The sequence below is a fragment of the Streptomyces sp. TSRI0281 genome, from assembly GCF_001905125.1.
Taxonomy (GTDB): domain Bacteria; phylum Actinomycetota; class Actinomycetes; order Streptomycetales; family Streptomycetaceae; genus Streptomyces.
Map to the genome: position 1 here is coordinate 26,778 of NZ_LWLE01000011.1, position 22,748 is coordinate 49,525.

A 22,748-nucleotide genomic window follows, 5' to 3' on the forward strand; every position below is an offset into this window, starting at 1 on the left:
GGGCGGGTGACGGCCTGCCGGAAGTCGAACGGCCCGTGGGTCGCGCATGGCCGTCGAAGAGCGCCCGGGTCTCCCCGTGAACCCGCGACCGAGCCCATTTCCGGCAGTCTTGAGGCCCCGATTCCGTCTCGGCTGTTCCGCAAGGTGCCTCAGGCGTCTCCGCTGTGCTCGCGCAGCGCGATCCGGGCCAGCTTCGTCAGCATCATTCCGTTGCGGATCGCGACGAGGTAGTCCACGGGGAGTCCGTGCATCCGGGTGCCGGGGCCCCGGAGGGGGTGCCAGTCGAGTGTGAACAGGGTGTTCTCGCCCCAGGGGATCAAGTTCATGGCGATGCGGGCCGCGCCGAACGGATCTGCCTTCGCTTCCAGCTCAAGGCGGTGTCGCGGTTCGCAGATGCGGACGACGCAGGTGTCGTCGATGGTCAGGGGACCGGCACCGACTCGGACCTTCAGACGGGCGCCCGCTTCTGGCCAGTGCGCGTCCGCGGCGAGGACCCGCTGAGTACCCGTCACCCACTCCCCGTAACGGTGGCTGTCGGACAGCAGGTCCCAGACCTCGGACGGCGTGCTCAGGATCAGACGGCAGTTCCGGGCCACGCTGATCACGCTTCTTCCGGGGGCGAGGGATATGAAGGATGCTGCCGGTGACTTCTCCGGGACAGGGCCGTCCGTCGAAGCGTGCTCCGGACGTCCCCCTCTCGCACGGCCCGGCCGCCGGCCACTCCGGTGGGTCCGGGCCGTCGGCCTGGACGACGATGGCCTCGGGCTTCTCCCGCTGCTCAGCCGTGGTCCCCCTCGGCCCGACCGCTGGGCGCGGCCGCACCGGGCTACCGGTCCCGCCCACGGGCTTGGTCTCCAGATTCGTACCGACCCCACCACCTCCACAATTCGGCAGGCCCAAACGGGGCCCCTGACAATGACCGAAGGTGGGCCTCACCGCGAACTCATGCGGCCCCGGCTGTCCTGGCAGTCCACCCGCTGCCTGCCTCGCACGGTCGGGTCATCATCCTGCGCAGCCTCGCCGCGAGCGGAACCGGCACCACCTCGCACAGCTCCCTCTCTCATTGCTCAAGTCCGGAGGGCGTGGCGGTGATGCGGTGCTCGGTCGGGGTGATGCCGCGGAGGCGCTTGAAGGCGACGCTGAGCGCGAAGGTGTTGGCGTAGCCGACTTTCCGGGCGATCGAGCCGACCGTGGCCGTGGTCTCGCGCAGCAGGTCGGCCGCCAAGTCGATGCGCCACATGGTGAGGTAGGTCATCGGTGGTTCGCCGACCTGCGCGGTGAAGCGGCGGGCCAGCGCGGCGCGGGACACTCCCGCCCCGGCCGCCAGGCTCGCCACGGTCCATGGGTGGGCCGGATTGTCGTGGAGAAGTCGCAGGGCATGGCCCACGACCGGGTCGTCCATCGCGCGATACCACGGTGGCGCGTGCGCCTCGGGTCCGTCCAGCCAGGTCCGCAGCGTGGAGAGAAGCATCAGGTCCAGCAGTCGGTCACGCATCACCTGCTGCCCGGGTCTGTCCGTGACGATCTCCTCGACCATCAGATCGAGCAGTGGGCGGTGACAGTCGGCGTCGCGGATCACAAGGATGTCGGGAAGTGCTCGGAGCAGGCGCTCGCTGATCTCGCCGCGGCCGGTGTAGGCGCCGCTGAGCAGCAGGGCTGAGCCGTCCGGGCCTTCGACGGCCCCGCCTTCGTCGTTACGTGAGCAGTAGTCGACGCTGTGGATCACTGCTCGCGGTGGGGTGGTCGGATCGTCGGCGACCGTGTACGGCGCCCGGCCGGAGACGATCGCGATGTCTCCCGTACCGACCGGCACCGGTTCGCCCTCCGCGGGGACGATCCACGCCCGGCCGCGCAGCATCGTGGCCAGTGTCAGAGGTGAGCCGACGGCGAACCGCAGGGACCACGGCCCGCTCAAGGTCGTCTGCCGGAACAGGGCACCCCGCGCCCTCACCCCGTCCAGCAGTTCGGAGAGCACATCCACGCCTCCACGGTAGACGTACAGACATCGAAGTGAGCTTGACAGCCATGGATCGTCTCGCAAGACGTGTCTTGACTGGCCTCATGACCAAGCATCCGATTCTGATAACCGGTGGTACGGGCAAGTCCGGCAGCAGGGTCGTATCCCTGCTGAGGACACAAGGGGTCCCGGTCCGCGTGGCCTCGCGCTCCGGGGAGCCGGCCTTCGACTGGCTCGACCGCACCACCTGGGACTCCGCGCTGGAGGGCGTGCGGGCGCTGTACCTCGTGCCGGTCGACGGGCACCTCCTCACCCGCCCGTTCGTCGAACGCGCCGTACAGCTGGGTGTCGAGCGCGTCGTGCTGCTCTCAGGGCGCGGCGTGGATGTGCCGGGATACTCCGGAGAAGCCAGCCTCGCCGGTGCCACCCACGTGGACGGTGAGAGCGCGGTGCGCGACAGCGGCATCACATGGACGGTCCTGCGACCCGCCTGGTTCGCACAGAACTTCAGCGAGGGCATCTTCCGGGACGCGATCCTCGCCGGTGAGCTGAGACTGCCCGCCGGGGAAGGCTCGGCCTCCTTCATCGACGCCGAAGACATCGCCGCGGTCGCGGTCGCGGCACTCACCGAGGACGGCCACGCCGCGCAGACGTACGAACTCTCCGGCCCCCGGGCCCTGACCATCGCCGAGGCCGTCACCGAAATCTCCGGGGCGACCCGCCGCCGCATCCGCTATGTCCCGCTCTCCCCCGGTGAGTTCGTCGCCGAACTCACCGGGCAGGGATGGCCGCCCGCCGAGGCGGAGGACTATGCCGAGGCGGTGAGCCCGATCCGGCGAGGCATGGACAGCCATGTCTCCGACGGCGTACGGCGCGCACTGGGTCGTCCGCCACGCGACTTCAGCGACTACGTCCGAGCGGCCGTGAGAATGTGGCACGCCTGAACACACACCGCCTCGTCCCGCAGCGCACTCCCCTGCTCACACCGCAAGCCCTCAAGTGGTGCCGGGCTCAACCTCGGTGATGTGGGGAGCATCGGGCAGGTGTCCGGGGACTCCTGCGGACAGATGCCCGGGGACTCCCGCCCGCAGGTGCCCGGGGACTCCTGCGGGCAGCTGTCCGGGGACTTCCGGCGCGTGATCCGGTGTTCGCCACGCAGTTGGCGCGGGATGGCTGCACGGTGCGGCCGGTGCGGCAGGCTGTTCCGGAGGGCGGGTCAGGTCATCGCTCTCCCCTGTCGATCAACTCCCGTCCGTGAGCCCGATGTAGTGGTCACGGCGGATCAGATGTGCGCCGACGGCCGGGGTGAGGTCCACGACCAGGCGCGCTCCGACACCCGAGGGCGTGGCGTCGGGGGTGAGGTAGCCGACGGTGCGCAGCTCGCCGACCGCCTTGCGGAAGGCTTCGCGGCCCTCGGCGGCCCCACGCTCGTTGCGGGTGAGGGAGACCAGCTCGTTGATCTTGGGTTCCTGCCCCGGAGGGTAGCCGGTGGCGAGTTCGGCGAGGACGCCGCGGGCGCGCCAGGTCAGTCGCATGTCCCGCATCGCCTGCGCGAAGAGGGCCGGATCGTGGACGGGCGGGGTGGAAGGGACGGGCCACCGCGGGCGGGCGGTGGTGTCGCTGATGTCCATCGGGTGCGGCTCCTTCGGTGATTCTTCCGGTGAGGGCATGCCGGCTACGGCCTTCGCCTTCGTCGAGGACGACGTCCTCCATGTTCTCGCGGTACGTATCCTGTTATAGAGGCTGTGAGCGGTGAGCCGCAGTTGGACCCGTGAGGTCGCTGCGGCTCTTGAGCTCTGGCCGGTGGTGGGCAGCAGCGCTACGGGGCAGCCCCGTGCGGCCGTAGTCGCACGGGGCTGCCCAGGCGCTTCAGCTGAGTCGTGTCTCAGCGAAAAGCGGCCATGCTCCGGGCGACCCAGTCGCTGAACGGGCTCGGGGCACGGCCGAGGACTCGTTCCACGTCCGGGCTGATCCGCAGTTCGGCCGGGTTCGGAGCGGCGATGATGTCCAGGGTGTCATCGGCGAGCTCCGACGGCACGAACTGGGTCATCGCGGCCCTGGCCTCCTCGCGGGTGAGTTCGTGGAACCGCACCGGCGAGCCGAGCGCCGCGGCGATGGCCTCCGCCTGCTGACGCGGCGTGATCACCTCGGGCCCGGTCAGCTCGAAGACTCCCCCGGTGTGCCGCTCGTCGAGCAGGCAGGCCGCCGCGACCTCGGCGATGTCCACCGGGTCGACGACCGGAACCCCGACGTCACCGAAGGGTGCGGCGACCGTCCCTTGCGTGCGGATGGACTCCGCCCAGGCCAGGGCGTTGGAGGCGAAGCCGCCCGGTCGCAGGACGGCCCAGTCCGGGCCCGACTCCCTCAACGCGTCCTCCACCGCGCGCATCGCGATCCGCGTCGGGCCGAGCGGCCTGGTCGCCACGCCCTGCGAAGACAGCAGGACGATCCGGCGGACCCCGCTGGCCGCGGCCAGGTCGATGATGTCGGTCGGCCTGGCTCCGGGGGCGTGCAGGTCCCCGGACAGCAGGAGGAACAGCGCCTTCGCTCCGTCCAACACGGGGGTGAGGCTCGTCAACTCGGCCAGGTCGGCCGCCACATGCCGGACTCCGTCCGGCACCGCCGCCGCGTGCCGTGACACCGCCGTCACCTGCTCGCCCGCCTCGGCCAGGGCCTGCGTCAAAGGCCGGCCCACATTCCCGGTAGCCCCAGTAACCACAATCATGTTCAGCTCCTGATCCGTTGTGCACTGCGGCAACTGACGCTAGGACCGGGGCTTACTTTTCGTAAGAACATACCCAGAGGTAAGCTCCCAACATGAAGGAAGGCGCGCAGCTGACGCAGGGTGAGGCGGGCAACCGGTATGACGTGTTTCACACGGACTGCCCTGCGCGCGACATGGTCGACCACGTGACCAGCAGGTGGGGTATCTGGGTGTTGATCTCCTTGCGGAGCAACAACCTTCGGTTCTTCGAGCTGCGCGACAGCATCCAGGGCATCAGCGAGAAGATGCTCGCTCAGACACTGCGCGCGCTGGTCCGGGACGGGCTGGTCTGGCGGGAGGTCGAGCCGACGACGCCACCCCAAGTCACCTACGGGCTGACTGAGTTCGGCCAGGACGTCGGTGAGCCACTGACGGACTTGTTCGACCGGATCACACAGCGGCTGGCGTCCGACGGGACGTCCGCCACGGAACGGCCGCCACGGACCGGCTGAGCGGCTGGGCGGCTGGGCGGCTGAGCAGCTGAGCGCAACAGGTCCGGGGACGGGCCGGCTTCCGAAGTCGGTGTACCGCTCCGGCTCCGGCTACCGCTCCGGCTCCGGGCTGTGCTGGGTTCATTGCGGGTGTGGTCGTGGCGCTTGCTCAGAACGTTGTCTGATGCGGCACTGGGCCAGAGTGCTGCCGGTGTTCCGGATCATCTACTGAAGCATCTTCAGTGCGCTGACGTAGTCGGCGTCGTCGATGCCCAGGTGAATCCGGGCGCGGACTTCCGGGGCATGCGCCTTGAGTTCGAGGCGAGCCTCGTCCCCCGACTCGGTGATCCACAGCAACCCCTCGCCGTCACGGCTGAGCCGGCCGCGTTCCAGCAGCCGACGACGGATGACGACGGATGATGGTCTGCGCAGGTCGGAATGGCGTGCGAGTTCATAGGGGGATGCGGCACATGATCGAGGTCGGGCGCGACGGGGCCTTCAGCGTCAACAGCGTCGGGATGGTACGCGACACCTGACCGGGAGCAGCTCCATACCTCGTCCGGCCCGTGATTCACCCAGTCGGGACGAGGTGCGGAGGGGCGTGCCCGCCCGTCCGTATGCTCATGTCATGGCCACTGCACAGGACCGGCAGCGTGTGATCCTCGGTGAGATCTCCGATCTCTGTGCGGCTCGCCCGGCCCCGTCCGAGCTGTTCCGGAGTCTGACCGGACTGCTGCACGACGAGCTCGGGTTCGAGGCCGGATGCTTCCACGGCAGCGACCCGGTCAGCGGGTTCCCTACATCGACGCTGCCGTACGGTCTCGATCCGGCCGACTTCCAGGAGGCCGCCCAACTGGAGTTCTCCAGCGCGGACAGCACCACCTTCGACGCCATCCGCGCGTCCGGCCGGTCCGTGCAGAGTCTCCTACGGGCCACCGAGGAGTTACCGGAACTCAGCGCCCGCTACCGGCAGATGCTCGAACCCCGGAGCTACGTCGACGAGCTCCGGGTCACCTTCGACAGCCATGGCGGCCGGTGGGGCTGCGCCGCGTTCATGCGGGGGCGCCGGCACGGGCCGTTCACCACCGAGGACATCCGGCTGATGGAACGGGCCGGACCCCACATCAGCGCTGCCCTGCGGCACTCCCAGCTCTCACTCGAAGCTCCTTCGGAGGCCGGTCCGACTGCCGACGAAGCCGCCTCACCCGTCGGCGCCGTGGTGATCGTCGGCGCGGACGGGTCCCTGGTCTCGGCCGACGAACGTGCCGAGGTCCTGCTGGCCGAGCAGAGCCGGGACGAACTTCTGATCCGCGGCATCCCCAGTGGGCTGGCCGCCCTGGCGGAGTACGCCCGCGAGTCGGCCGAAGCACAGCGGAAACCCGACTGCCGAACCAGCATCCGTACCCGGCAGGGCCAGTGGCTGACCCTTCAGGCGTCAGTCCTGCGCGGCGCGACCCCGGGCCATGTGGCCATCGTCGCGATGCCCTCCTCGCCGGCCCAGCGGCTGCCGGTCGAACTCATGGCGTACGGGCTCACCGCGCGCGAACAGGACGTGGCTTTCGGGGCGTTGCGCGGCCACAGCACCCGGCTGATCGCCGAGCAGCTGTCGTTGAGTCCGCTGACCGTGCAGGACCACCTCAAGTCCATTTTCGACCGTACCGGGGTCCGCAGCCGCCGGGACCTGGTGGCCCTGCTGATGGCCGACAGAACCAGAACCGCGCACCTCCCGCCCGGCTGAGACGAGGTACCCAGAAATCTGGGATACCGGAGTCCGATCATGGGCCAGCAGACTGGCCACGGCCCCGGTGCGGCGGGTCCGAACGGCCCCGCACCGGACATTCGGACATCCGTGTTGCCCTTCCTTCTGGAGGAACATTGCCCTCGTCCGTCAAACGACTCGTCCTCGCTGCCGTGCTCGCGCTGGCCGCGATGCTGCTCAGCCCAGGAAGCGCCTCCGCCACCCCGCCACCCTCGACCGTGGTGTTCAACCAGCAGTCCGCGCGTTGCCCCAAGGAGAACGTCACCGACAGACCCGACATGGTCATCTGCGACGAGGGCCACGGTTCCGTCAGGTGGCAGTTCACCCCGGTCGCCGGCTTCCCCGGGGTACACACGATCAACAGCAACTCCTTCGCCGGCGCCTGCCTGGCCGCCGACCAGGGGGGCGGGGGCGTAACGATCAAGGCCTGCGACGGCAGCACCCTCCAGATGTGGCGGATCACCGCCAACCAAGTCGCCTCCCCGCTCTATGACCTGGTCGGAATGCGCCTGACCAGTGTGTCCAGCGGCCAGTGTCTGGACAACAAGCCGAAGAACGGCGGCTGGATGATCTACCTGTTCGGTTGCAACAACGGCACGTACCAGCAGTGGAACATCAACAAGGCCGCCTTCAAGGAGCTGACCGGCGGCCACCTCGGAATGACCTGGGCCAACCTCGAACAGCGCACGGACAACATCGTGCACGTGGGCAGCGACGCCGCTACCAACGCGTACAACGGCGACACCACCCCCCTCACCGCGCTGCCGCTGCTCTGCCTGAACCAGGACGGCCGCCCCGCCCCCGCCGGCATCCCGGCGGGCGGCTTCCACAGCTGGGCCCGGGGCCAGGTCAAGGCCACCTCCCCGCTCGCCGGCACGCTGTTGACCAGCCGGGCGGCAGCGGACCAGATCTGTGCGAACAACTTCGGCGCGGGCTGGCGCACAGCCGAGTTCCACGACGGCGAAGGCTGGTCCTTCTGGGCCAACGGCACTCTGCCGACCGGAACCCGGTTCTGGACCGCGATCGACAATCAGCCCGCCAACCCCTGGGACTGATCCCCCGGAGGGGTGGGCGCCGTGTCGGCGCCCACCCCTCCGGCACGCTCTCAGTTCGCTCCCGAAGCCCTCAGCGACTGCCTGCGCCGGGAGGCCAAGCCGTTCGGCATCGATGTCGTCGTCATCGAACCCGGCGGCATCGCCACCGAATGGGCCGTCGGCCGGCCCAGCTGAACCATCCACGCGGGCCCGCGCCGGCTGAGACCCGCCGGCAGCGTCCGCCCTGCGAAGCGCGGGTCCGGAGCTGCCGCCGGACGGCTTGCTCCGAACCCACGCGCCGGTCAGTTGACGGTCAGGGCCGCCGTGTTGTTCGTGAGGTCCGGGTCGAAGTCGAAGGGGTACGCGCCGAACTCGCCGAACGGGGGGTGGATGCTCACCGCACCGGTCGCGCCGGGCACCACGGTGTCGACGCGCACGGAGAACGCGAACGTGCGCCGGGTGTCCTCCAGCACCCAGTACGACAGGTCGCAGTCGTAGCGCGGGGCTCCCGTCCGCTGCGGGTAGTAGCCGCCGTCGAGGGTGCGCGGGGAGCAGCCGGACGGCACGCCGGTGACCTCGGTGCCCTCGGGCACGATCAGCCGGACCTCGGCGACCGGGTCGCCGGAGCCGAGGTTGCCGAACCAGGCCGGGCCGTTGTTCTTGAACGTGAGCTCGGCCATGGCCGTCTCGCCCGCCACGCCGGAGATGGCGTCACCGGTCACGGAGAAGTCCGCGGTGCTCTCCGCGCCGATCTGGAGGGCCGCGTAGTCGTTCTCGGAGTCGATGTCCTGGGCGCCGCCGCCCGGCTCGACGCCGATGTCGAGCCGCTCGTTCAGCGCGTGCGGGGCGAGTCGCACCGTCAGCGGCTCGGGCAGCTCGAACGCGTCGCCCGGCGCCAGCACCTGGTCGAACGTGCAGACCGCGTTGCTCGACGGTGCGTAGTCGTCGCCGTCCGTCGTGGTGTAGGCGCAGGCGTCGTACCGGGTCAGATCCGTCAGGCCGTAGGAGGCGTTCAGCTTGACGGTGAACCCGTTCGCGCTCTCGTTGCCTTTGTTGGCGATCTTGAACGGGATCGTCCGCTCGTCGCCGGGCAGGCCGTCCTCGAAGTCGGCGATGGGCTCGATGGCGAGGTCGGGCCCGGCGCCGACGGTGAGCGTGGTGTCGAAGCTCTCGTGCGGCGCGGTGAGTGTGCCGTCGGGCCCGCCGGTGGCCGTCGCCTCGTAGGTGATCCTGCCCTGCGCACCGACTCCGGCACCGTCGGCCGCACGCACCGTCAGGAACACCTGGTCCTCGTAGTGGCTCCCGATCGTGGGTACTACGGGGATGTCGCACACCGCACTCGTGCCGCTCGGCGTGCAGTTGTCGGGCCAGGTCACCTCGGCGACCCCGGCGAGGCCGGAGACATCGACGGTGAGCCTGCCGTCGGTCACCGTGAAGTTCTCGTTGTCGTGGTAGATGCCGACGCCGAGGGTGCGGGGCTGCGGCTGACCGCCGTCGGTGCCGAGCGGCAGCGTGTGCCCGTACGGCTGGTTGATCCACAACTGGTCGGTCTGCGGCGGGTCGTCGGCGGCGAACGCGGGTGCGGTGAGGCCGACAGTCAGCAGACCGGCCACCATCGCTACGGCGGCGCCGGATCTGGGACGTACCGGGCGTCCAGCAGAGAACAGTCTCATTGCTACCCCCCAAGGGCGTGGAACGCGACTGATGCGCCGGCAACTCCGGCGCATCGGAAGGATCATCACATGAAGAGGATCTTGCGGCGCCCCGGTTTTCCGCACCTGTGGGAGGAACCGGAGGCAGGCGGTACGGCCCAACCGGGGCCGGTCCGCCGCAAACAGTTCGCCAGGGTCGGCCTGCTGCCGGAATCCTGGCCCTGGGGCGGAGTGCCGTCCGTGCACCGTCCAACGGAAGGCAGTCATGACCGGACGCGACATCATGCCTGAAGCGGAAGCAACCCCTGTGCGGGGCAAGGGCCGTCGGCGTGCCCGTACCCCGGCGGCCTGTCATTCGCTTGAGCGGGCGCGGACGGGCGGACACGCTTGCGTGGTGATCCCCTGTCCGGCCCCGTCCTGTCCGAGCGGGGACGAGGTGGACCCGGTCCGCCATGCGTTCGGCAGTGGGTCGGTGGCGCAGGTGGCGCAGGTGGTGCGAGGAACCGCGTTCGGTCCTATGACGTACGCCCTGGGATCCCGGCCGGTGGCCCGGTGAGCGGCTGGTGGGCCTACCTGGAGGAAAGGACCTGCCGAGAGGTCGACGCCGACGTACTGAGGGATCGCCGGATGGCGGCGGTCAAGTCCGTCTGGGAGGCGCTGCGTCCGCTGGGGGTGGGTCTGCACGAGGCCGAGCGGGTGGTCCACGCACGGTACGAGGCCCTCGGCGACCGGGTGCGGCGCACGCCGCCCGATCCGCTCGACCTCTCCTCACTCGCAGCCCGCGCCGCGGCTCTCCCGGGCCGTGTGGCGGCGGTGGAGGCGCTGTGGGACGGCGATACGGTGCACGACTGGTTCGTGCTCCTGGTCGCGGTCCTGGACGCCCCGGACGGGGAGGGCCACCTGGCGACCGTCTACCACCGCCCGGACGGCACTCCCCCCGGCGGTGCCGCCGCCAGGGCCGGCCGGGCGCTCGCCCTGCATCTCGGTGTGCCGTTCCACTTCGCTTCCCCGGATACTCCCGATGACCACGCCCCGCGCCGGCGGACAGTCCAGCGACCGGCGGAAGAGCCGTGACCCGGGAGCCATGGGCGGGTCACGGCGACGTCGGGAAGGCCGGACCGTACGGGAGGTATGCGGGCGTTCCGACATCGCCGCAGGGTGCCGTAGCTGTCGTCGCGCGCCCGCCACGGACTGCGGGACAGCCTCTCTCAGGCCCTGGGAGTCATGCCCAGCCCTTGTGCGAGTCCCTGGTCCATGGCACCGCGGTCCAGTGCCCCGTACTGCCCCGAACCGCCTCTGCGCCGCAGTACGGCCAAGCACACGCCGGCCACGGCCGCGAGCACAACCACCGTGGAAACAATGACGATCATGGGTCCCCCGTCTGTCTGGCGGAACCGTTCTGTGGTCCCTGGTTGATCTGCATTGTCGCCTGCCGCCTGTTCATGGGGAAGCCCGATTCCTGCGGGAGCGCCGGCTCGCGCGGACGTCGGCGCGGGACTGTGGTGCGCTCAGTTCAGGAGAGGGACGTGGGGTTCCGCGGAGGCGGGACCGCTCGCAGGAGTTCCCACAAGGGGCGGTGTCCGCCTGCCCAGGCGGACAGGGTCTCGCGGTCGACCAGGTGCAGACGCTGGGAGCGGGCGAACTCCTGGGCGGGCCGGGAGAAGCGGCCGTTGGTGACCAGTACGACGACATCGCCCTGGTGGACGGGGCGGCCGGTGCCGTTGAGGACGTGGAGGTCGGGGGTTCCCACGGCGGCCCCGGCGAGGCCGGCCCTGCGGTGCTTGCACTGCAGTACCCAGCGGCGGCCGAAGGGGTCGGTGGCCTTGACGTCGGCGCCGTTGTCCCCGGCACCCCCCACCTGGACCGCGTCGGCGCAGCCGTCACGGAACATCAGATCGCGTACCGCGTGCTCGAACTCGCGGTGGTGCAGCCGGTCCAGGTGTTCCACCGGGTAGCGCAGCGTCCGGGCGGTCTCCGCCCTCCGGCGGAACCGGGCGGCGCGGTAGCGGTGCCACAGCACACCTCCGGCGGCTGCGGCGGCGAGGACGACGGGCACGATCCACGGGTGCGCGGCGATCCAGGCGAGCAGCCGCCCGGCTGCCCACAGGGCGACGGCGACGAGCAGCAGAACTTGGATGCCACGCCGCTGCCGCTGTTTGCGGGTACGGGCGGTTCGGCTTCGCCCCGCGGGACGGCGTGAGGGCCGGCGCGGGACGGGGCGGCGGCGTGGTGGTCGGCGGGTGGCCATCTAGTCGCTCCGGCTGTGTCAGCGGCTGGAATCGGAGATGCCGGGGACGAGCCGGCGCCGCAGCCGGAAGAGGACCGTGACGGCGAGCAGCGGTCCCCCATTGATCGTCAGCATCCTGCCCCGCCCCCGGTCGGACTTCAGCCGGTCCCGGCCCGGCCGGTGCGGGCGGGCTGCTCAGCCCCCTTTGTGTATCCCGGATCCCCCACCCGCGCCGCCCAGTTGTCGGACGATGACGCAAAGCGATCTGTTGGCCGGAATGATCAGGGACAGCGTCGGCCGCACCCGGTCAGGCAATGGGCGCCGCCTCCTCTGGTCTGCTGCTTTACCGGCCTTCCTGCCCCGGGCCGCCTACGGTGTCCAGTACTTCGAGCCGGGGCCCGAATGCCTCCAGGGGCGCGTGGGGCGATGCGCCCCACGCGCGGACCCAGCCGTCGTCCGCGGCGTGGGCGCTGTCGGTGGCGTGGGCGCTGTCGGTGGGTGTCGCGCCGGTCGTCCGGGTCATCGGCTGTCTCCGTCGTTCGTGGTGGTCGTGGTGGTGTTCGGGTCTGCCGGAGCGTTGAAGAAATCGAGCATCTCCTCGTGTGTGGGTTCCTTGGCTGCTTCGGCGGCGACGGCCGCGCTGCGGGGGAACATGGCCTGCTCGTACTCGGTGAGCGCGGCCTCGATGTCCTCGGGGTGCGCGGCGAGGGCCCTGCCGAGTTCCGCGCCGTCGAGCATGGCCAGGTTGGCGCCCTCGCCGTTGGGGGCCGCGAGGTGGGCGGCGTCGCCGATCAGGGTCACCCCCGGCACCCGGTCCCACCGGTGCTCGATGGGCAGCGCGTAGTGAGGGCGCAGGACCGGCGCGGTGTCACCATCGGTGATCAGTTCGGTGAGCTCCGGTGCCCAGCCGTCGAACTCGGCCGCGACCCGTGCGGCGGCCGCCGCCGGATCGGTGAAATCGATGGCCGCGAACCAGTCCTGCGACTCGGTGAGCATCACGTAGGTGTGCAAGGTGTCGCCGCTCTCCCGGTGGGCGTGGATTTCCCTGCCCGGCTCGGGCGCGACCATCGACCCGACACCGACCGCTTTCGCGGCGGCCGGGTGCCGGGTGTCGGCGTCGTACAGGTAGGTCTCGACGAACGACGTGCCGGCGTACTCGGGCGTGGCGGTGGTGAGCAGAGGCCGGACCCGTGACCACGCCCCGTCCGCGCCGACCAGCAGGCTCGTGACGACGGTGCCGCCGCCGACGAACGTCACCTCATGGCGGCCCGATCCGAGGGCACGGGCGCCGCTGACCCGGTGGCCCCACCGGACGGTGCCGGCCGGGAGCGAGTCGAGCAGCATCTGGCGCAGCTCGGCACGCTGCACCTCGGGGCGTCCGCCCGTGCCGTCGTCGGCCTTCTCGAACAGGACACCCCCCTCCCGGTCCAGGACCCGCATCGCCTGACGTCCCGCCAGGACGATGCCGCGGAACTCCGCCATCAGGCCGGCCGCCCGCACGGCGAGTTGGCCGTTGTAGTCGTGGATGTCGAGCATCCCGCCCTGCGGGCGCGCAGCCGGGGAGGACTCCGCCTCGAAGACCGTGGCCGGTATTCCGTTGAGGTGCAGGACGCGGGCCAGCGTGAGGCCGCCGAGTCCTGCGCCGATGATCGTGACAGGGCTGGTCATGGTGGTTCCCTTTCTCCAGGGGCACCCCGAAGACCGACGCGTTCTCCGGGGACCCAGAGACTGACGCGGGCCGCTCACACGGGGCGCACACGGCACTGACACGGGCGCATACGACGCTGACGCTCCGGCCCTGCACTGTGCCGGAACCGCATCGCAGGCCCCGGTACAGTGCAGGGCCGGAGCTGGATCGCAGGCCCTGCCCCTCGAAGCCGCGTTGCCGAAGCCGCCGTGCCGGAGCCGCCCCTGTCGAAGCCGCGTTGCCCGAGCTGCCCCGTCGAAGCTGCCCCCGTCGAAGCCGCATTGCCGAAGCCGCCCCCGTCGAAGCCGCCCCGTCGAAGCCGCGTTCCGGATTTTGCCGCTCCAGCGCGCTCGCGCGAAGATCGGGTCATGGATGGGGATGCGCGGCTTCGCATCGCACTGCTCGGCGGCTTTCAGGCGTCTCGGGGTGACGCCGCCCTGCCCGTTCCCGGGGCCCGGTTGCAGAGTCTGGTCGTACGGCTCGCTCTCGCCGGTGGGCGTACGGTCCCCTGCAGCGTCCTGGTCGACGCGATCTGGGCCGAGGACCCGCCCGCCGACCCCGTCCACGCCCTCCAGGCCCTCGTCTCGCGGCTGCGGCGGACCCTCGGCTCGGCCGGCGATGTCACGCAGCTCGCGGGCGGTTACCGGCTGGCCGTGGATACCAGCGACGTGGACGCACTGCGGTTCGAACAGCTTGCGGCCGTCGGTCGTGAACGCCTGCGCGCCGGTGACCCGGATGCCGCGGCGGCCGTACTCGGTGAGGCCGTGGCGCTGTGGGGCGGCCGTCCCGGCGCCGAGCCCGTGGTCGTGGTCGCGGTGGCGCCCGCCGCCGCGACCCGGCTGATCCACGCCTTGACCGAGGCCGTCGCCGACCTCGCCGACGCCGAACTGGCACTGGGCCGCGCCGACGAGGCCGCCGTCCGTCTGACCGACCTGCTCGCCGCGCACCCCGTCCATGAACGGGCCGCCGCGCTGCTCATGGACGCCCTCGCCGCCCAGGGGCGCCAGGCCGAGGCCCTCGCCCGGTACGAACGGTTCCGCGAAACGCTGGCCGACGTCCTCGGCACCGACCCGGGCACTGCCCTGCGCGAACGCCATCTGCGCCTGCTGCACGCCGGGCGGCCCGCGCCCGCCACCGCCACCGCGCAAAGGAAGAAGCCGGGCAACCTGCCCGCGCCGCTGACCAGCTTCATCGGTCGTGACGCCGATCTCGCCCGGATCGACACGCTGCTCGGCGCCGGGCGCCTGGTCACCGTGCTCGGTCCCGGCGGCGCCGGCAAGACGCGTCTGGCCGTCGAGGCCGCCCGCCGTCACCGCGACGAGTACCGCGACGGCGCCTGGCTGATCGACCTCGCCCCGGTCACCGAGCCGGCCGAGGTCGGCGGGGCGCTGCTGGCCGCGATCGGACTGCGCGGCTCGGCGCTGTTCGAGGCCGCGGCCCGGCTGCGCGGCGATCCGGTCAGCGAACCGGACGTGCTGGCCGAACAGTTGGACGGCCGGGAGAGTCTGCTCGTGGTGGACAACTGTGAGCACCTGGTCGACGCCGTGGCGCACCTGATCGCGGCGCTGCTGGCCCGCTGCGCCGGGCTGCGGGTGCTGGCCACCAGCCGGGAACCGCTGGCGGTCGACGGCGAGGCGCTGGTTCCACTCGGGCCGCTCCCCCTGCCCGAGCCGGACGCGGACGTCCAGCAGACCCGCCGTGCGGCGTCCGTGCGCCTGTTCACCGAGCGGGCCGCCGCCGTGCGGCCCGGGTTCGACGTCGACGGGCACAACCTCGGCGAGGTGCTGCGCATCGTGCGCGGCCTGGACGGCATGCCGCTCGCGCTCGAACTGGCCGCGGCCCGCCTGCGCACGCTCTCGCCGGCCGGCCTGGCCGCCGGGCTGTCCGACCGGTTCCGGCTGCTCACCACCGGCAGCCGGACAGCGTTCCCGCGGCACCGCACGCTGCGGGCGGTCATCGCGTGGAGCTGGGACCTGCTCGGCACGGACGCGCGGACGGTCGCGGAACGGATCGCCGTCCTGCCCGGCGGCGTCACACCGGCGGCGGCCACCGCGGTCCGTACCGGCACCGCGGTGGCGGCCGGCGAGGTCCCGGAGCTGCTCGCGGGCCTGGCCGACCGGTCGCTGCTGCAGCTCGCACCGGACACCGGCCGGTACCGGATGCTGGAGACGATCCGGGAGTACGGCCTGGAAAGCCTGGCCGGGCAGGGCGCCCTGCCCGGTGCGCGGGACCTGGCCGCCCGTCACTTCGCCGAGCTGGTCGCCCGCTGCGACCCGCTGCTGCGCGGCCCCGGACAGCTCGACGCGCTGCATGTCCTGCGCGCCGAGTACGACAACGTGCTCGCCGCGCTGCGCCACCTCTGCGACACCGGCGACGCCGACGGCGCGATCGAGCTCGCCATGAACCTGTCCTGGTACTGGCAGATGCTCGGCCTGCACGACGACGCCACGTACTGGCTCGGTGAGGCGGTCGCGGTGCCGGCCGAACGGCCGTGCCCGGAGCGCGAGATCGCCGAGGCGATGCTGCTGCTCCAGACCGTCGCCCCCCGGAGCGCGCTGTTCAACGACGCGGTCAAGGAAGGGAGCGAGGAGCTGCGGGCGCTCACCGGCCGGCTGCTGAGCCACCCCGGGTTGCCCGGCTTCGGCGGCGCGCTGGCGACCGTCAGGCTGGCCTCCCTGGAGGTGACCGAGGCGTCCGCGACGATCACCCGGCGCCTGGTCGACGGGCCGGACGTGTGGCTGGCCGGACTTGCCCGCATCTCCCGGGCCCATGTCGCCGAGAACGCGGGCCACCTCGACCGGGCCCGCGACGACGTGACCGCGGCCCTGGAGTGCTTCGCCCGGGCGGGCGACCACTGGGCCCTGGCCACGGCGCTGCCGCTGCGCGCGCTGCTGCGGCAGTACGACGGCGATCTCGACGGCGCGTCGAGCGACCTGGACGAGGCCAAACGACTGGCCCGCGAGTTCGGGGCGCTGAGCCTCGGCGACGAGATCTTCATCGACCTGCGTCTGATCGATCTGCACGTGCGGCTCGGCGATACCGCGCGGGCGGCCGAGATGCTCGCCACGACGCGGGAACACGTGTCGCGCTCGGCGTCGCCCGAGCCGGCGATCCTGCTCGACGCACGCGAGGCCGCTCTGTGGGTGCAGGCGGGGGATGTGGACCGCGCGCGCGAGCTGATCGAGTCGGCCGAGACCGGGCTGTCCGAGCAGCACCCGCCCGGCGGCGAGCACGAACACGAGTGGGCGCTGATCGGCGCGGTACGGGGCACGCTCTGTCTCGAACTCGGCGACGGGCCGGGCGCCGAGGAAGCGCTGGGCCGGGCCTACACGGCGGCGGTCGCCAGCAAGGACCTGCCGATCGTGGCGACGGTGGCGGTGACCGTGGCCGGCCTCGCCGCCCGGTGCGGGCGATACCGCGACATGGCCGTCGTGCTCGGCGCGGCCGCCCGGCTGCGGGGCGCCGACGACCGTACCGATCCGCAGATCCGCACACTGAGCAGCCGCGCCCGCACCGCGCTCGGCGACGAACGCTTCGCCGAGGCGTACCGGGCCGGCCGGCGACTTGACGTACCGGCAGCCCTGGCCCGGACCGATCCGGCGCTGCTGCGCCGTGCGGCAGCGGCGCCCCCCGCGCTCCGACTGCTGGAGACCTCCGGCCGGTTCGCCTCCGGCGGCAGTCATGATGGGGCCATGAATGAGCGCGTGCTGCCCGTCGAGGCCCTCGTCGTCGTCGACCTTCAGTCGGCCTTCGTGTCCGGTGACGGGGCCGTGCCCGAGGCCGCGTGGCTGATCGCACGGGCGACGGATCTGGTCTCGCGGGCGCGGCGCAGTGGCGCCCTCGTCATCCACCTTCAGAACGACGGGCCGGCCGGGGCGGTCGATGAACCCCATACGCCCGGCTGGGAACTCCATCTCCCCGTCGAGGCGGGCTCGCGGGAGGTCGTGATCCGTAAGACCGAGGACGACGGCTTCGCCGGGACGTCCCTGGGGAGCGTGCTGGCCGACGCAGGCGTACGGGGACTCGCCGTCTGCGGAACGATGTCCGAGATGTGCGTCCTCGCCACGGCCCGCAGGGGCCTGGAGCTGGATTACCGGGTCGTCCTTCCGCACGATGCCCACGCGACGTACGACATCCCGGCGGCCGAGGGCATCAGCGACATGGTTCCGGCCGCCGCGGCTTCCCGGGTCGCCGAGTGGGCTCTCGGGGACGAGGTCGAGATCGTCGCGCACGCCGCGGACGTCACGTTCATGGCCCCGCGCCCACAGCCGCGCTGACCGTTCTTCAGGCGTGGTACATCAGATCAAGGCGGGGGGAGCTGTGGTGAAGCGGACGTACAGCGGTGTGGCGGCCGGCGGGAAGGGGGCGTTCCGGCGGGCGGGACGGTGGGTCCGGGGCGGGGGTGCGGAGGGGCGCGCGGGAGGCCGGTCGGCCTGGGCGCGGGGGTGGGTGCTCGCCGGGCTCGCGGTGCTGACGGCCTGGCTGCTCGTGTTCCACCGGACCTTCGCCCGCCTCGCGGGCCGTCCCGGCAGTCTGCTGGAGGCGTTCCTCCCCTGGCTCGGCCTCGTGGTCGTGGTGCTGCTCGCGTCGGCCCTGCTGCGCCGTTCGGCCACCGCGCTGGTGGCCCTGCTGTTGCCGGTGACGGCCTGGACGTACCTCTTCGGCGGGCTGTTCCTGCCGGGGCCGGGCGCGCGTGACCTGGTCGTGGTGCAGCACAACGTCAGCGACGAGAACTCCGACCCGGCGGGCACGGCCCGCGCCCTGGCCGGGGCCGAGCCGGATCTCATCGCGCTGGAGGAGCTGGTGCCTCCCGCGCTAACCGTCTACGGGAAGAGCCTGGCCCCGGACTACCCGTACCACGCGGTCCGGGGCACCGTCGGGCTCTGGTCGAAGCATCCGCTGTCCGGCACAAGGCTGTTGGACATCAAGCCCCGGGGGATCGCGGCGGGCTGGAGCCGTGGGCTGCGGACCGTGGTCCACACACCGCACGGCGAGGTCGCCGCGTACGTCGCGCACCTGCCCTCGGTCCGTGTCCGGGCGAGCGGCCTCGCCTCGTCCTGGCGCGACGAGAGCGCCGGCCTGCTGGGCGAGGCCCTCGCCGCCGAGGAGCTGCGCACGGTGGTGCTGATGGGCGATCTCAACGGCACGGTCGACGATCACGGACTGGCCCCGCTGACCTCACGGATGAACACGGCCCGGCGCGGCTTCGCCCTCAGCTTCCCCGCCGCCTTCCCGCTGGCCCGGATCGACCAGGTCATGGCCCGTTCGGCAACCGTCGACCACATCCGTACGCTGCCCGCCACCGGCAGCGACCACCTGCCCGTCGCCGCCTCGATCACCCTGCGCTGACCGGCACCCTCCGGCGGATCACCGAAGGCGGCCGAGGCTTCCGGGGTACAGGTACTTCTGTTCCGGGACGGTGGTGCCGTGTGCCCAGGCGTCGAAGAATCCGGTGAGGTCCGGCCGGCCGGAGACCTTCTTCGCGAGTGCTTCGAACTGTGGCCAGGTGGCGTTGCCGTAGCGGTGCTCCTTCTGCCACTGCCGGAGGGTCCCGAAGAAGGCCGCGTCCCCGATGATCCGCCGCAGGGCGTGCATCATCATCGACCCCTTGTCGTACAGCGCCGGGTCCAGTTCCTTGCCCTGGCCCGGGTCGTAGAGCTTCACGTTCCAGAAGCCGGGGTCCTGTTCGCTCTGCTCCACCATGCCGGCGTAGAAGCCGGTGTCGAGGTCGGCGCCGCTCTTCTCGTCCCACAGCTGGTTGGTGTACTGGGCGACGCACTCGGCGATGCAGCCGTCACGCCAGTCCGAGAACGAGACGCTGTTGCCGAACCACTGATGGGCGTACTCGTGCACCATCGAGGCGTCGAACATCATGCCGCTGTACGTCGGACGGCTCTGCGTCTCCAGTGCGAGGGGGCCGTCGCCGCCCCCGTCGGCCTCGCCGTTGATGACGATGCCGCCGGCCGAGGAGAAGGGGTACGGGCCGAACTTCGAGGCCAGGAAGCCGATGATCTCCGGGAGCAGCGCCTCGGACTCCGGGTCGATCACGGCGCCGGGGCTGTAGGCGTTGATGACCGGGGTGCCGTCGGCCAGTTTCGAGGTGCGCACCGTGAACTTGTCGATGGCGAGGGTGCTGAGGTAGGTGGCGAGCGGCTTGTCCTCGTACCAGCGGAAGGTCTTTCTGCCCTTGGCCGGGGAGGTGGTCGGGCCGGGGCGGCCGTTGCCGATCACGGTCCAGGTGTCGGGGACCGTCGCGGTGAGCCGGAAGGTCGCCTTGTCGGACGGGTGGTCGTTGGCCGGGTACCAGGCGGTGGCGGAGTGCGGCTCGCCGGTCACGCTCGCCCCGCCGTTGGTGAGCCGGTGCCAGCTCTCGCCGACGGGCTTGCCGGAGTAGCGGACGCGGACGGCGAATTTCGCGCCCTTGGCGATCCGGCCGGCCGGGGTGATGACCAGTTCGTGTGCCCCGCTGCGGGTGAAGCTCCTGACGGGTACGCCGTCGACGGTGACCGAGCCGACCTGGAAGCCTTCCAGGTCCAGGTGGAAGCGGTCGAGTCGGCCGGTGGCCGTGGCGGTGACGGTGGTGTCGCCGTCGAGGTGGTCGGGGCGGGCCGGGTCGTAGGCCACGCGGACGTCGTAGTGGGAGACGTCGTATCCGGGGTTGCCGTCGTCGGGGAAGTACGGGTCCCCCACACCGGACCCGCCGCCGGTGATGGCCGCGGAGGGCACGGCGGTCAGCAGCACGCTGCCTGCCAGGATGCCCACCACCGCGGGGTACCGGTGCCGTTTCGTCGTACTGCGCATATGTCCTGCTCCTGACCGTGGGGGCCGTGGTCGGTGATCAGCGGGTGGCGAGCTGCCAGGTCACGCCGAGAACGGCGTTGGTGCTGACGGTCTCGGTCCCGGGGTCCACGTTGTCGATGCGGTCGCATGCCTCGTGGAGGCAGTCGCCGACGCCGGTGGTGAAGCCGGAGACCGGGATTCCGGCGTCGCCGAAGGACTCGTGGTCCGAGCCGCCGATGCCGATGTCGAAGGTGGGCAGCCCCTTGGCCGCGAAGTACGCCTCGAACGCGTCCGTGGCCCTGGGGTCGTCGTGGACGACGAGCCACTGCTGCACGTTCCTGCTGCCGGTCATGTCGAAGTTGAGGTAGACGTCGATCTTCTCGCGCCCGGCGGCGGAGAGCTTGCGCACGTAGTCCTTGGAGCCGATCAGGCCCTGCTCCTCCGCTCCCCACCACGCGAACCGCAGATGCCGCTTCGGCGCGACACCCGCCCGCGACATCGCGACGGCGGTGGCGAGCACGGCGGCCGAGCCGGAGCCGTTGTCGTTCATACCGGGGCCGGCCTCGACGCTGTCGAGGTGGGCGCCGACGAGCACGACGTGGTCCGGGTCGCCTCCCGGCCAGTCCGCGACGAGGTTCTGTCCGAGGACGCCGTTGTGCGTGAAGGGCCGCAGGCTGGTGCGGAAGCCCGCCTTGTCCAGCACGCCCTTCACATACGTCAGCGACTGCTGGAAGCCCTTGGTGCCGTGGGCGCGGTTGCCTCCGGTGCGGTCCGCGATCGACTGCAGCGCCCGCAGGTGCGGCATGACCTGCTCCGTGGAGACGACGGGTATCCGCGGCGTCTTCGGTGTCTTCGGCGCGGCGGGTTCGGCCGACGCCGCGGCGGGGACGGCGACCAGTGCCGCACACAGACCGAGTACCGCGGCCGTGCGCCGCATGCGGCTGAGTATCTCCATGCGTGACTCTCTCCTTGAGGGCAAGGCGGGATCTTCCGGCGCGGAGCCGGAAGAAGAGAGTCGCTGGGTGATGTCAGAAAACTGTCAGAAACCTGTGACCGCGCAGTGGTACGTCAGCCATGGGAGCCACGCGGTGCGTGCGGCGGCGGATACCGCCGATCGCTCCCGGCCTGCCTGCCGACCTGCCTGCCACACGCTCCCTGCCTGCCTGCCACACGTGCGGCAGGCAGGCCGGCAGGCCGGGAACAAGGGGGCGGGGCAGGAGCCCCGGGCTCAGAGGCCGAGGGCCTCGGCGGCCAGGGCGGTGCCCCGGACCCGCGCGTCGATCTTCGCGAAGGCGAGGTCGCGTGAGGTGGAGGCGTCGTCCGCGAACGGTGCGAAGCCGCAGTCGTCACAGGTGCCCAGCTGCTCGGCGGGAAGGTAGCGGGCGGCGAGCAGCACCCGGTCGCGTACCTGCTCCGGTGTCTCCACGGTCGGATCGATCGGATCCGTCACGCCGACGAACACCCGGGCCCCCGCGGGGAGGTGTTCCTGGATGACGGCCAGCACCCGCTCCGGGTCGGCCTCGCTCGCGAGCTGGAGGTAGAAGTTGCCCGCCTTGAGCTGGAAGAGCTTGGGCAGCAGTTCGGCGTAGTCGACATCGAGGCTGTGTGTGGAGTCCTGGTCCCCACCGGGGCAGGTGTGCACCCCGATACGGGCACGGTCGGTGTCGCTGAACCGGCCGAGGACCTCGTTGTTGAGAGCGATGAAGTCGTCCAGGACGCCACCGCTGGGGTCCAGCTTCAGCGACAGCCGCCCTTCGGTGAAGTCGAGCTGGACCACGTGGGCCCCGGCGTCCAGGCAGCCGCGGATGTCGGCCTCGGCCTCGTCGGCGAGATCGCGCAGGAACTCCTCGCGGGTGTATCCGTCGATGGGCGTGGCCGGGTAGAGCAGGCTGAGCGCGGAGGGGGCGATGACGGCCTGCTTGAGCGGCCGGTCGGTGAGCCGCTGCGCCTCGCGCAGGTAGGACTCCGCCCGCACCTGGTAGCGGAAGGGCCCTTCGGTGATGCAGGGCAGTTGACGGGTGTGCCCGTCGGCGAACGGAATGACGACTCCGTCCGGCGAGAGGCTGTCCAGGCCGGCGACGGGGTAGGTGGCGAAACTGGGCTTGGCCTGCTCCCCGTCCACCAGGACGGGGCTCCCCGACTGTTCCAGCCGGGCCAGGGTCTCCGCGACGGCCTGCTCCTGCTGCTTGGCCAGGTCGCCGTCGCTCAGCCGTCCTCGCGCGTGCGCGGTGAGGGCGGACAGAAGGTCCGAGGGGCGCGGGATGCTACCGATCAGCTCGGTGGGGATGCTCATGATCGAGACGATAGGAACAACCCCGGACGCTCACAAGCCGGATGCGTGAAATGCCTTGCAGATGGGGCGTGTTGGGCGAAGATCGGGTTGTGGGGCCGGTGATTGGTGTAGGGCGTCGGAGCACCCCGGCGTACGACGCGGCGGAGAGCGTCCTGGCGACGGCC

The 22,748-nt window shown here is 71.3% G+C and carries 20 protein-coding genes; 8 read left to right on the forward strand and 12 right to left on the reverse strand.

The features are described 5' to 3' along the window. Positions 1-149: 149 nt before the first annotated feature. On the reverse strand, positions 150-596 hold the full coding sequence (locus A6A29_RS17255) for an SRPBCC family protein (RefSeq protein ID WP_107468243.1): 447 nt from the start codon (positions 594-596) through the stop codon (positions 150-152). Between the two features lie 464 nt (positions 597-1,060). After that, positions 1,061-1,981 (reverse strand): AraC family transcriptional regulator, encoded by a 921-nt coding sequence (locus A6A29_RS17260; protein ID WP_073720978.1) that lies wholly within the window; start codon positions 1,979-1,981, stop codon positions 1,061-1,063. An 80-nt stretch (positions 1,982-2,061) separates the two neighbouring features. Between A6A29_RS17260 and A6A29_RS17265 the strand changes: the two genes are divergently transcribed. Further along, complete coding sequence (locus A6A29_RS17265; protein ID WP_073720979.1) at positions 2,062-2,901, forward strand: SDR family oxidoreductase; 840 nt, start codon at positions 2,062-2,064, stop codon at positions 2,899-2,901. Between the two features lie 297 nt (positions 2,902-3,198). On the opposite strand, the gene A6A29_RS17270 is transcribed toward A6A29_RS17265, so the two are convergent. Together A6A29_RS17270 and A6A29_RS17275 are read right to left on the reverse strand one after the other, a co-directional pair. Next, positions 3,199-3,588, reverse strand: a complete 390-nt coding sequence (locus tag A6A29_RS17270) for a hypothetical protein (protein ID WP_073720980.1) — start codon at positions 3,586-3,588, stop codon at positions 3,199-3,201. Positions 3,589-3,842: 254 nt separating this feature from the next. After that, positions 3,843-4,682 (reverse strand): SDR family oxidoreductase, encoded by an 840-nt coding sequence (locus A6A29_RS17275; RefSeq protein ID WP_073720981.1) that lies wholly within the window; start codon positions 4,680-4,682, stop codon positions 3,843-3,845. Positions 4,683-4,774: 92 nt separating this feature from the next. Between A6A29_RS17275 and A6A29_RS17280 the strand changes: the two genes are divergently transcribed. Further along, a complete protein-coding gene (locus A6A29_RS17280) occupies positions 4,775-5,173 on the forward strand; it encodes a winged helix-turn-helix transcriptional regulator (protein WP_073720982.1) in 399 nt (132 codons plus the stop codon). 204 nt (positions 5,174-5,377) lie between these two features. On the opposite strand, the gene A6A29_RS47530 is transcribed toward A6A29_RS17280, so the two are convergent. Beyond that, a complete protein-coding gene (locus A6A29_RS47530; RefSeq protein ID WP_274535810.1) occupies positions 5,378-5,509 on the reverse strand; it encodes a hypothetical protein in 132 nt (43 codons plus the stop codon). Positions 5,510-5,780: 271 nt separating this feature from the next. Here A6A29_RS47530 and A6A29_RS17290 point away from each other — a divergent pair, with 271 nt between their 5' ends. The 3 genes from A6A29_RS17290 to A6A29_RS44045 all read left to right on the forward strand — a co-directional run bounded on the left by A6A29_RS17290 (position 5,781) and on the right by A6A29_RS44045 (position 8,140). Next, positions 5,781-6,890 (forward strand): helix-turn-helix transcriptional regulator, encoded by a 1,110-nt coding sequence (locus tag A6A29_RS17290; protein ID WP_073720983.1) that lies wholly within the window; start codon positions 5,781-5,783, stop codon positions 6,888-6,890. A gap of 137 nt (positions 6,891-7,027) precedes the next feature. Beyond that, on the forward strand, positions 7,028-7,966 hold the full coding sequence (locus A6A29_RS17295) for an RICIN domain-containing protein (protein ID WP_073720984.1): 939 nt from the start codon (positions 7,028-7,030) through the stop codon (positions 7,964-7,966). Positions 7,967-7,987: 21 nt separating this feature from the next. Further along, positions 7,988-8,140, forward strand: a complete 153-nt coding sequence (locus A6A29_RS44045; RefSeq protein ID WP_338012877.1) for a hypothetical protein — start codon at positions 7,988-7,990, stop codon at positions 8,138-8,140. Positions 8,141-8,247: 107 nt separating this feature from the next. Here the strand turns inward: A6A29_RS44045 and A6A29_RS17300 are convergent, their stop codons facing one another. After that, positions 8,248-9,618: a hypothetical protein gene (locus A6A29_RS17300; protein ID WP_079182810.1), complete on the reverse strand. Its 1,371-nt coding sequence runs from the start codon at positions 9,616-9,618 to the stop codon at positions 8,248-8,250. 531 nt (positions 9,619-10,149) lie between these two features. Between A6A29_RS17300 and A6A29_RS17305 the strand changes: the two genes are divergently transcribed. After that, a complete protein-coding gene (locus A6A29_RS17305) occupies positions 10,150-10,671 on the forward strand; it encodes a hypothetical protein (protein WP_073720986.1) in 522 nt (173 codons plus the stop codon). A gap of 439 nt (positions 10,672-11,110) precedes the next feature. On the opposite strand, the gene A6A29_RS17310 is transcribed toward A6A29_RS17305, so the two are convergent. The 3 genes from A6A29_RS17310 to A6A29_RS17320 form a co-directional block, all read right to left on the reverse strand. Next, the gene (locus A6A29_RS17310) at positions 11,111-11,845 is read right to left on the reverse strand and encodes a restriction endonuclease (RefSeq protein WP_079182811.1); all 735 of its coding nucleotides are present in this window, start codon (positions 11,843-11,845) and stop codon (positions 11,111-11,113) included. 322 nt (positions 11,846-12,167) lie between these two features. Further along, entirely contained in the window at positions 12,168-12,347 is a 180-nt protein-coding gene (locus A6A29_RS17315) for a hypothetical protein (RefSeq protein ID WP_073720987.1), read from the reverse strand. Further along, positions 12,344-13,492, reverse strand: coding sequence for an FAD-dependent oxidoreductase (locus A6A29_RS17320; RefSeq protein WP_079182812.1), 1,149 nt, complete (start codon positions 13,490-13,492; stop codon positions 12,344-12,346). The genes A6A29_RS17315 and A6A29_RS17320 overlap by 4 nt, the downstream gene beginning before the upstream one ends. A gap of 387 nt (positions 13,493-13,879) precedes the next feature. Here A6A29_RS17320 and A6A29_RS17325 point away from each other — a divergent pair, with 387 nt between their 5' ends. Next, complete coding sequence (locus tag A6A29_RS17325; RefSeq protein ID WP_079182813.1) at positions 13,880-17,788, forward strand: isochorismatase family protein; 3,909 nt, start codon at positions 13,880-13,882, stop codon at positions 17,786-17,788. A 172-nt stretch (positions 17,789-17,960) separates the two neighbouring features. Continuing rightward, positions 17,961-18,860, forward strand: coding sequence for an endonuclease/exonuclease/phosphatase family protein (locus A6A29_RS17335; RefSeq protein WP_073721076.1), 900 nt, complete (start codon positions 17,961-17,963; stop codon positions 18,858-18,860). Positions 18,861-18,878: 18 nt separating this feature from the next. Here the strand turns inward: A6A29_RS17335 and A6A29_RS17340 are convergent, their stop codons facing one another. The 3 genes from A6A29_RS17340 to A6A29_RS17350 all read right to left on the reverse strand — a co-directional run bounded on the left by A6A29_RS17340 (position 18,879) and on the right by A6A29_RS17350 (position 22,584). Continuing rightward, the gene (locus A6A29_RS17340; protein WP_079182814.1) at positions 18,879-20,312 is read right to left on the reverse strand and encodes a M1 family metallopeptidase; all 1,434 of its coding nucleotides are present in this window, start codon (positions 20,310-20,312) and stop codon (positions 18,879-18,881) included. 37 nt (positions 20,313-20,349) lie between these two features. Then, positions 20,350-21,246: a M20/M25/M40 family metallo-hydrolase gene (locus A6A29_RS17345; protein WP_073720988.1), complete on the reverse strand. Its 897-nt coding sequence runs from the start codon at positions 21,244-21,246 to the stop codon at positions 20,350-20,352. A gap of 273 nt (positions 21,247-21,519) precedes the next feature. Further along, positions 21,520-22,584: a cobalamin-independent methionine synthase II family protein gene (locus A6A29_RS17350; protein WP_073720989.1), complete on the reverse strand. Its 1,065-nt coding sequence runs from the start codon at positions 22,582-22,584 to the stop codon at positions 21,520-21,522. Positions 22,585-22,748 lie beyond the last annotated feature (164 nt).

Coding starts and splice junctions, on each gene's coding strand:
- A6A29_RS17270 (WP_073720980.1), bottom strand. CDS start 3,588: ATGGACATCAGCGACACCACCGCCCGCCCGCGGTGGCCCGTCCCTTCC.
- A6A29_RS17315 (WP_073720987.1), bottom strand. CDS start 12,347: ATGACCCGGACGACCGGCGCGACACCCACCGACAGCGCCCACGCCACC.
- A6A29_RS17350 (WP_073720989.1), bottom strand. CDS start 22,584: ATGAGCATCCCCACCGAGCTGATCGGTAGCATCCCGCGCCCCTCGGAC.
- A6A29_RS17280 (WP_073720982.1), top strand. CDS start 4,775: ATGAAGGAAGGCGCGCAGCTGACGCAGGGTGAGGCGGGCAACCGGTAT.
- A6A29_RS17300 (WP_079182810.1), bottom strand. CDS start 9,618: ATGAGACTGTTCTCTGCTGGACGCCCGGTACGTCCCAGATCCGGCGCC.
- A6A29_RS17275 (WP_073720981.1), bottom strand. CDS start 4,682: ATGATTGTGGTTACTGGGGCTACCGGGAATGTGGGCCGGCCTTTGACG.
- A6A29_RS17340 (WP_079182814.1), bottom strand. CDS start 20,312: ATGCGCAGTACGACGAAACGGCACCGGTACCCCGCGGTGGTGGGCATC.
- A6A29_RS17325 (WP_079182813.1), top strand. CDS start 13,880: ATGGATGGGGATGCGCGGCTTCGCATCGCACTGCTCGGCGGCTTTCAG.
- A6A29_RS17345 (WP_073720988.1), bottom strand. CDS start 21,246: ATGGAGATACTCAGCCGCATGCGGCGCACGGCCGCGGTACTCGGTCTG.
- A6A29_RS17265 (WP_073720979.1), top strand. CDS start 2,062: ATGACCAAGCATCCGATTCTGATAACCGGTGGTACGGGCAAGTCCGGC.
- A6A29_RS17310 (WP_079182811.1), bottom strand. CDS start 11,845: ATGGCCACCCGCCGACCACCACGCCGCCGCCCCGTCCCGCGCCGGCCC.
- A6A29_RS17320 (WP_079182812.1), bottom strand. CDS start 13,492: ATGACCAGCCCTGTCACGATCATCGGCGCAGGACTCGGCGGCCTCACG.
- A6A29_RS17290 (WP_073720983.1), top strand. CDS start 5,781: ATGGCCACTGCACAGGACCGGCAGCGTGTGATCCTCGGTGAGATCTCC.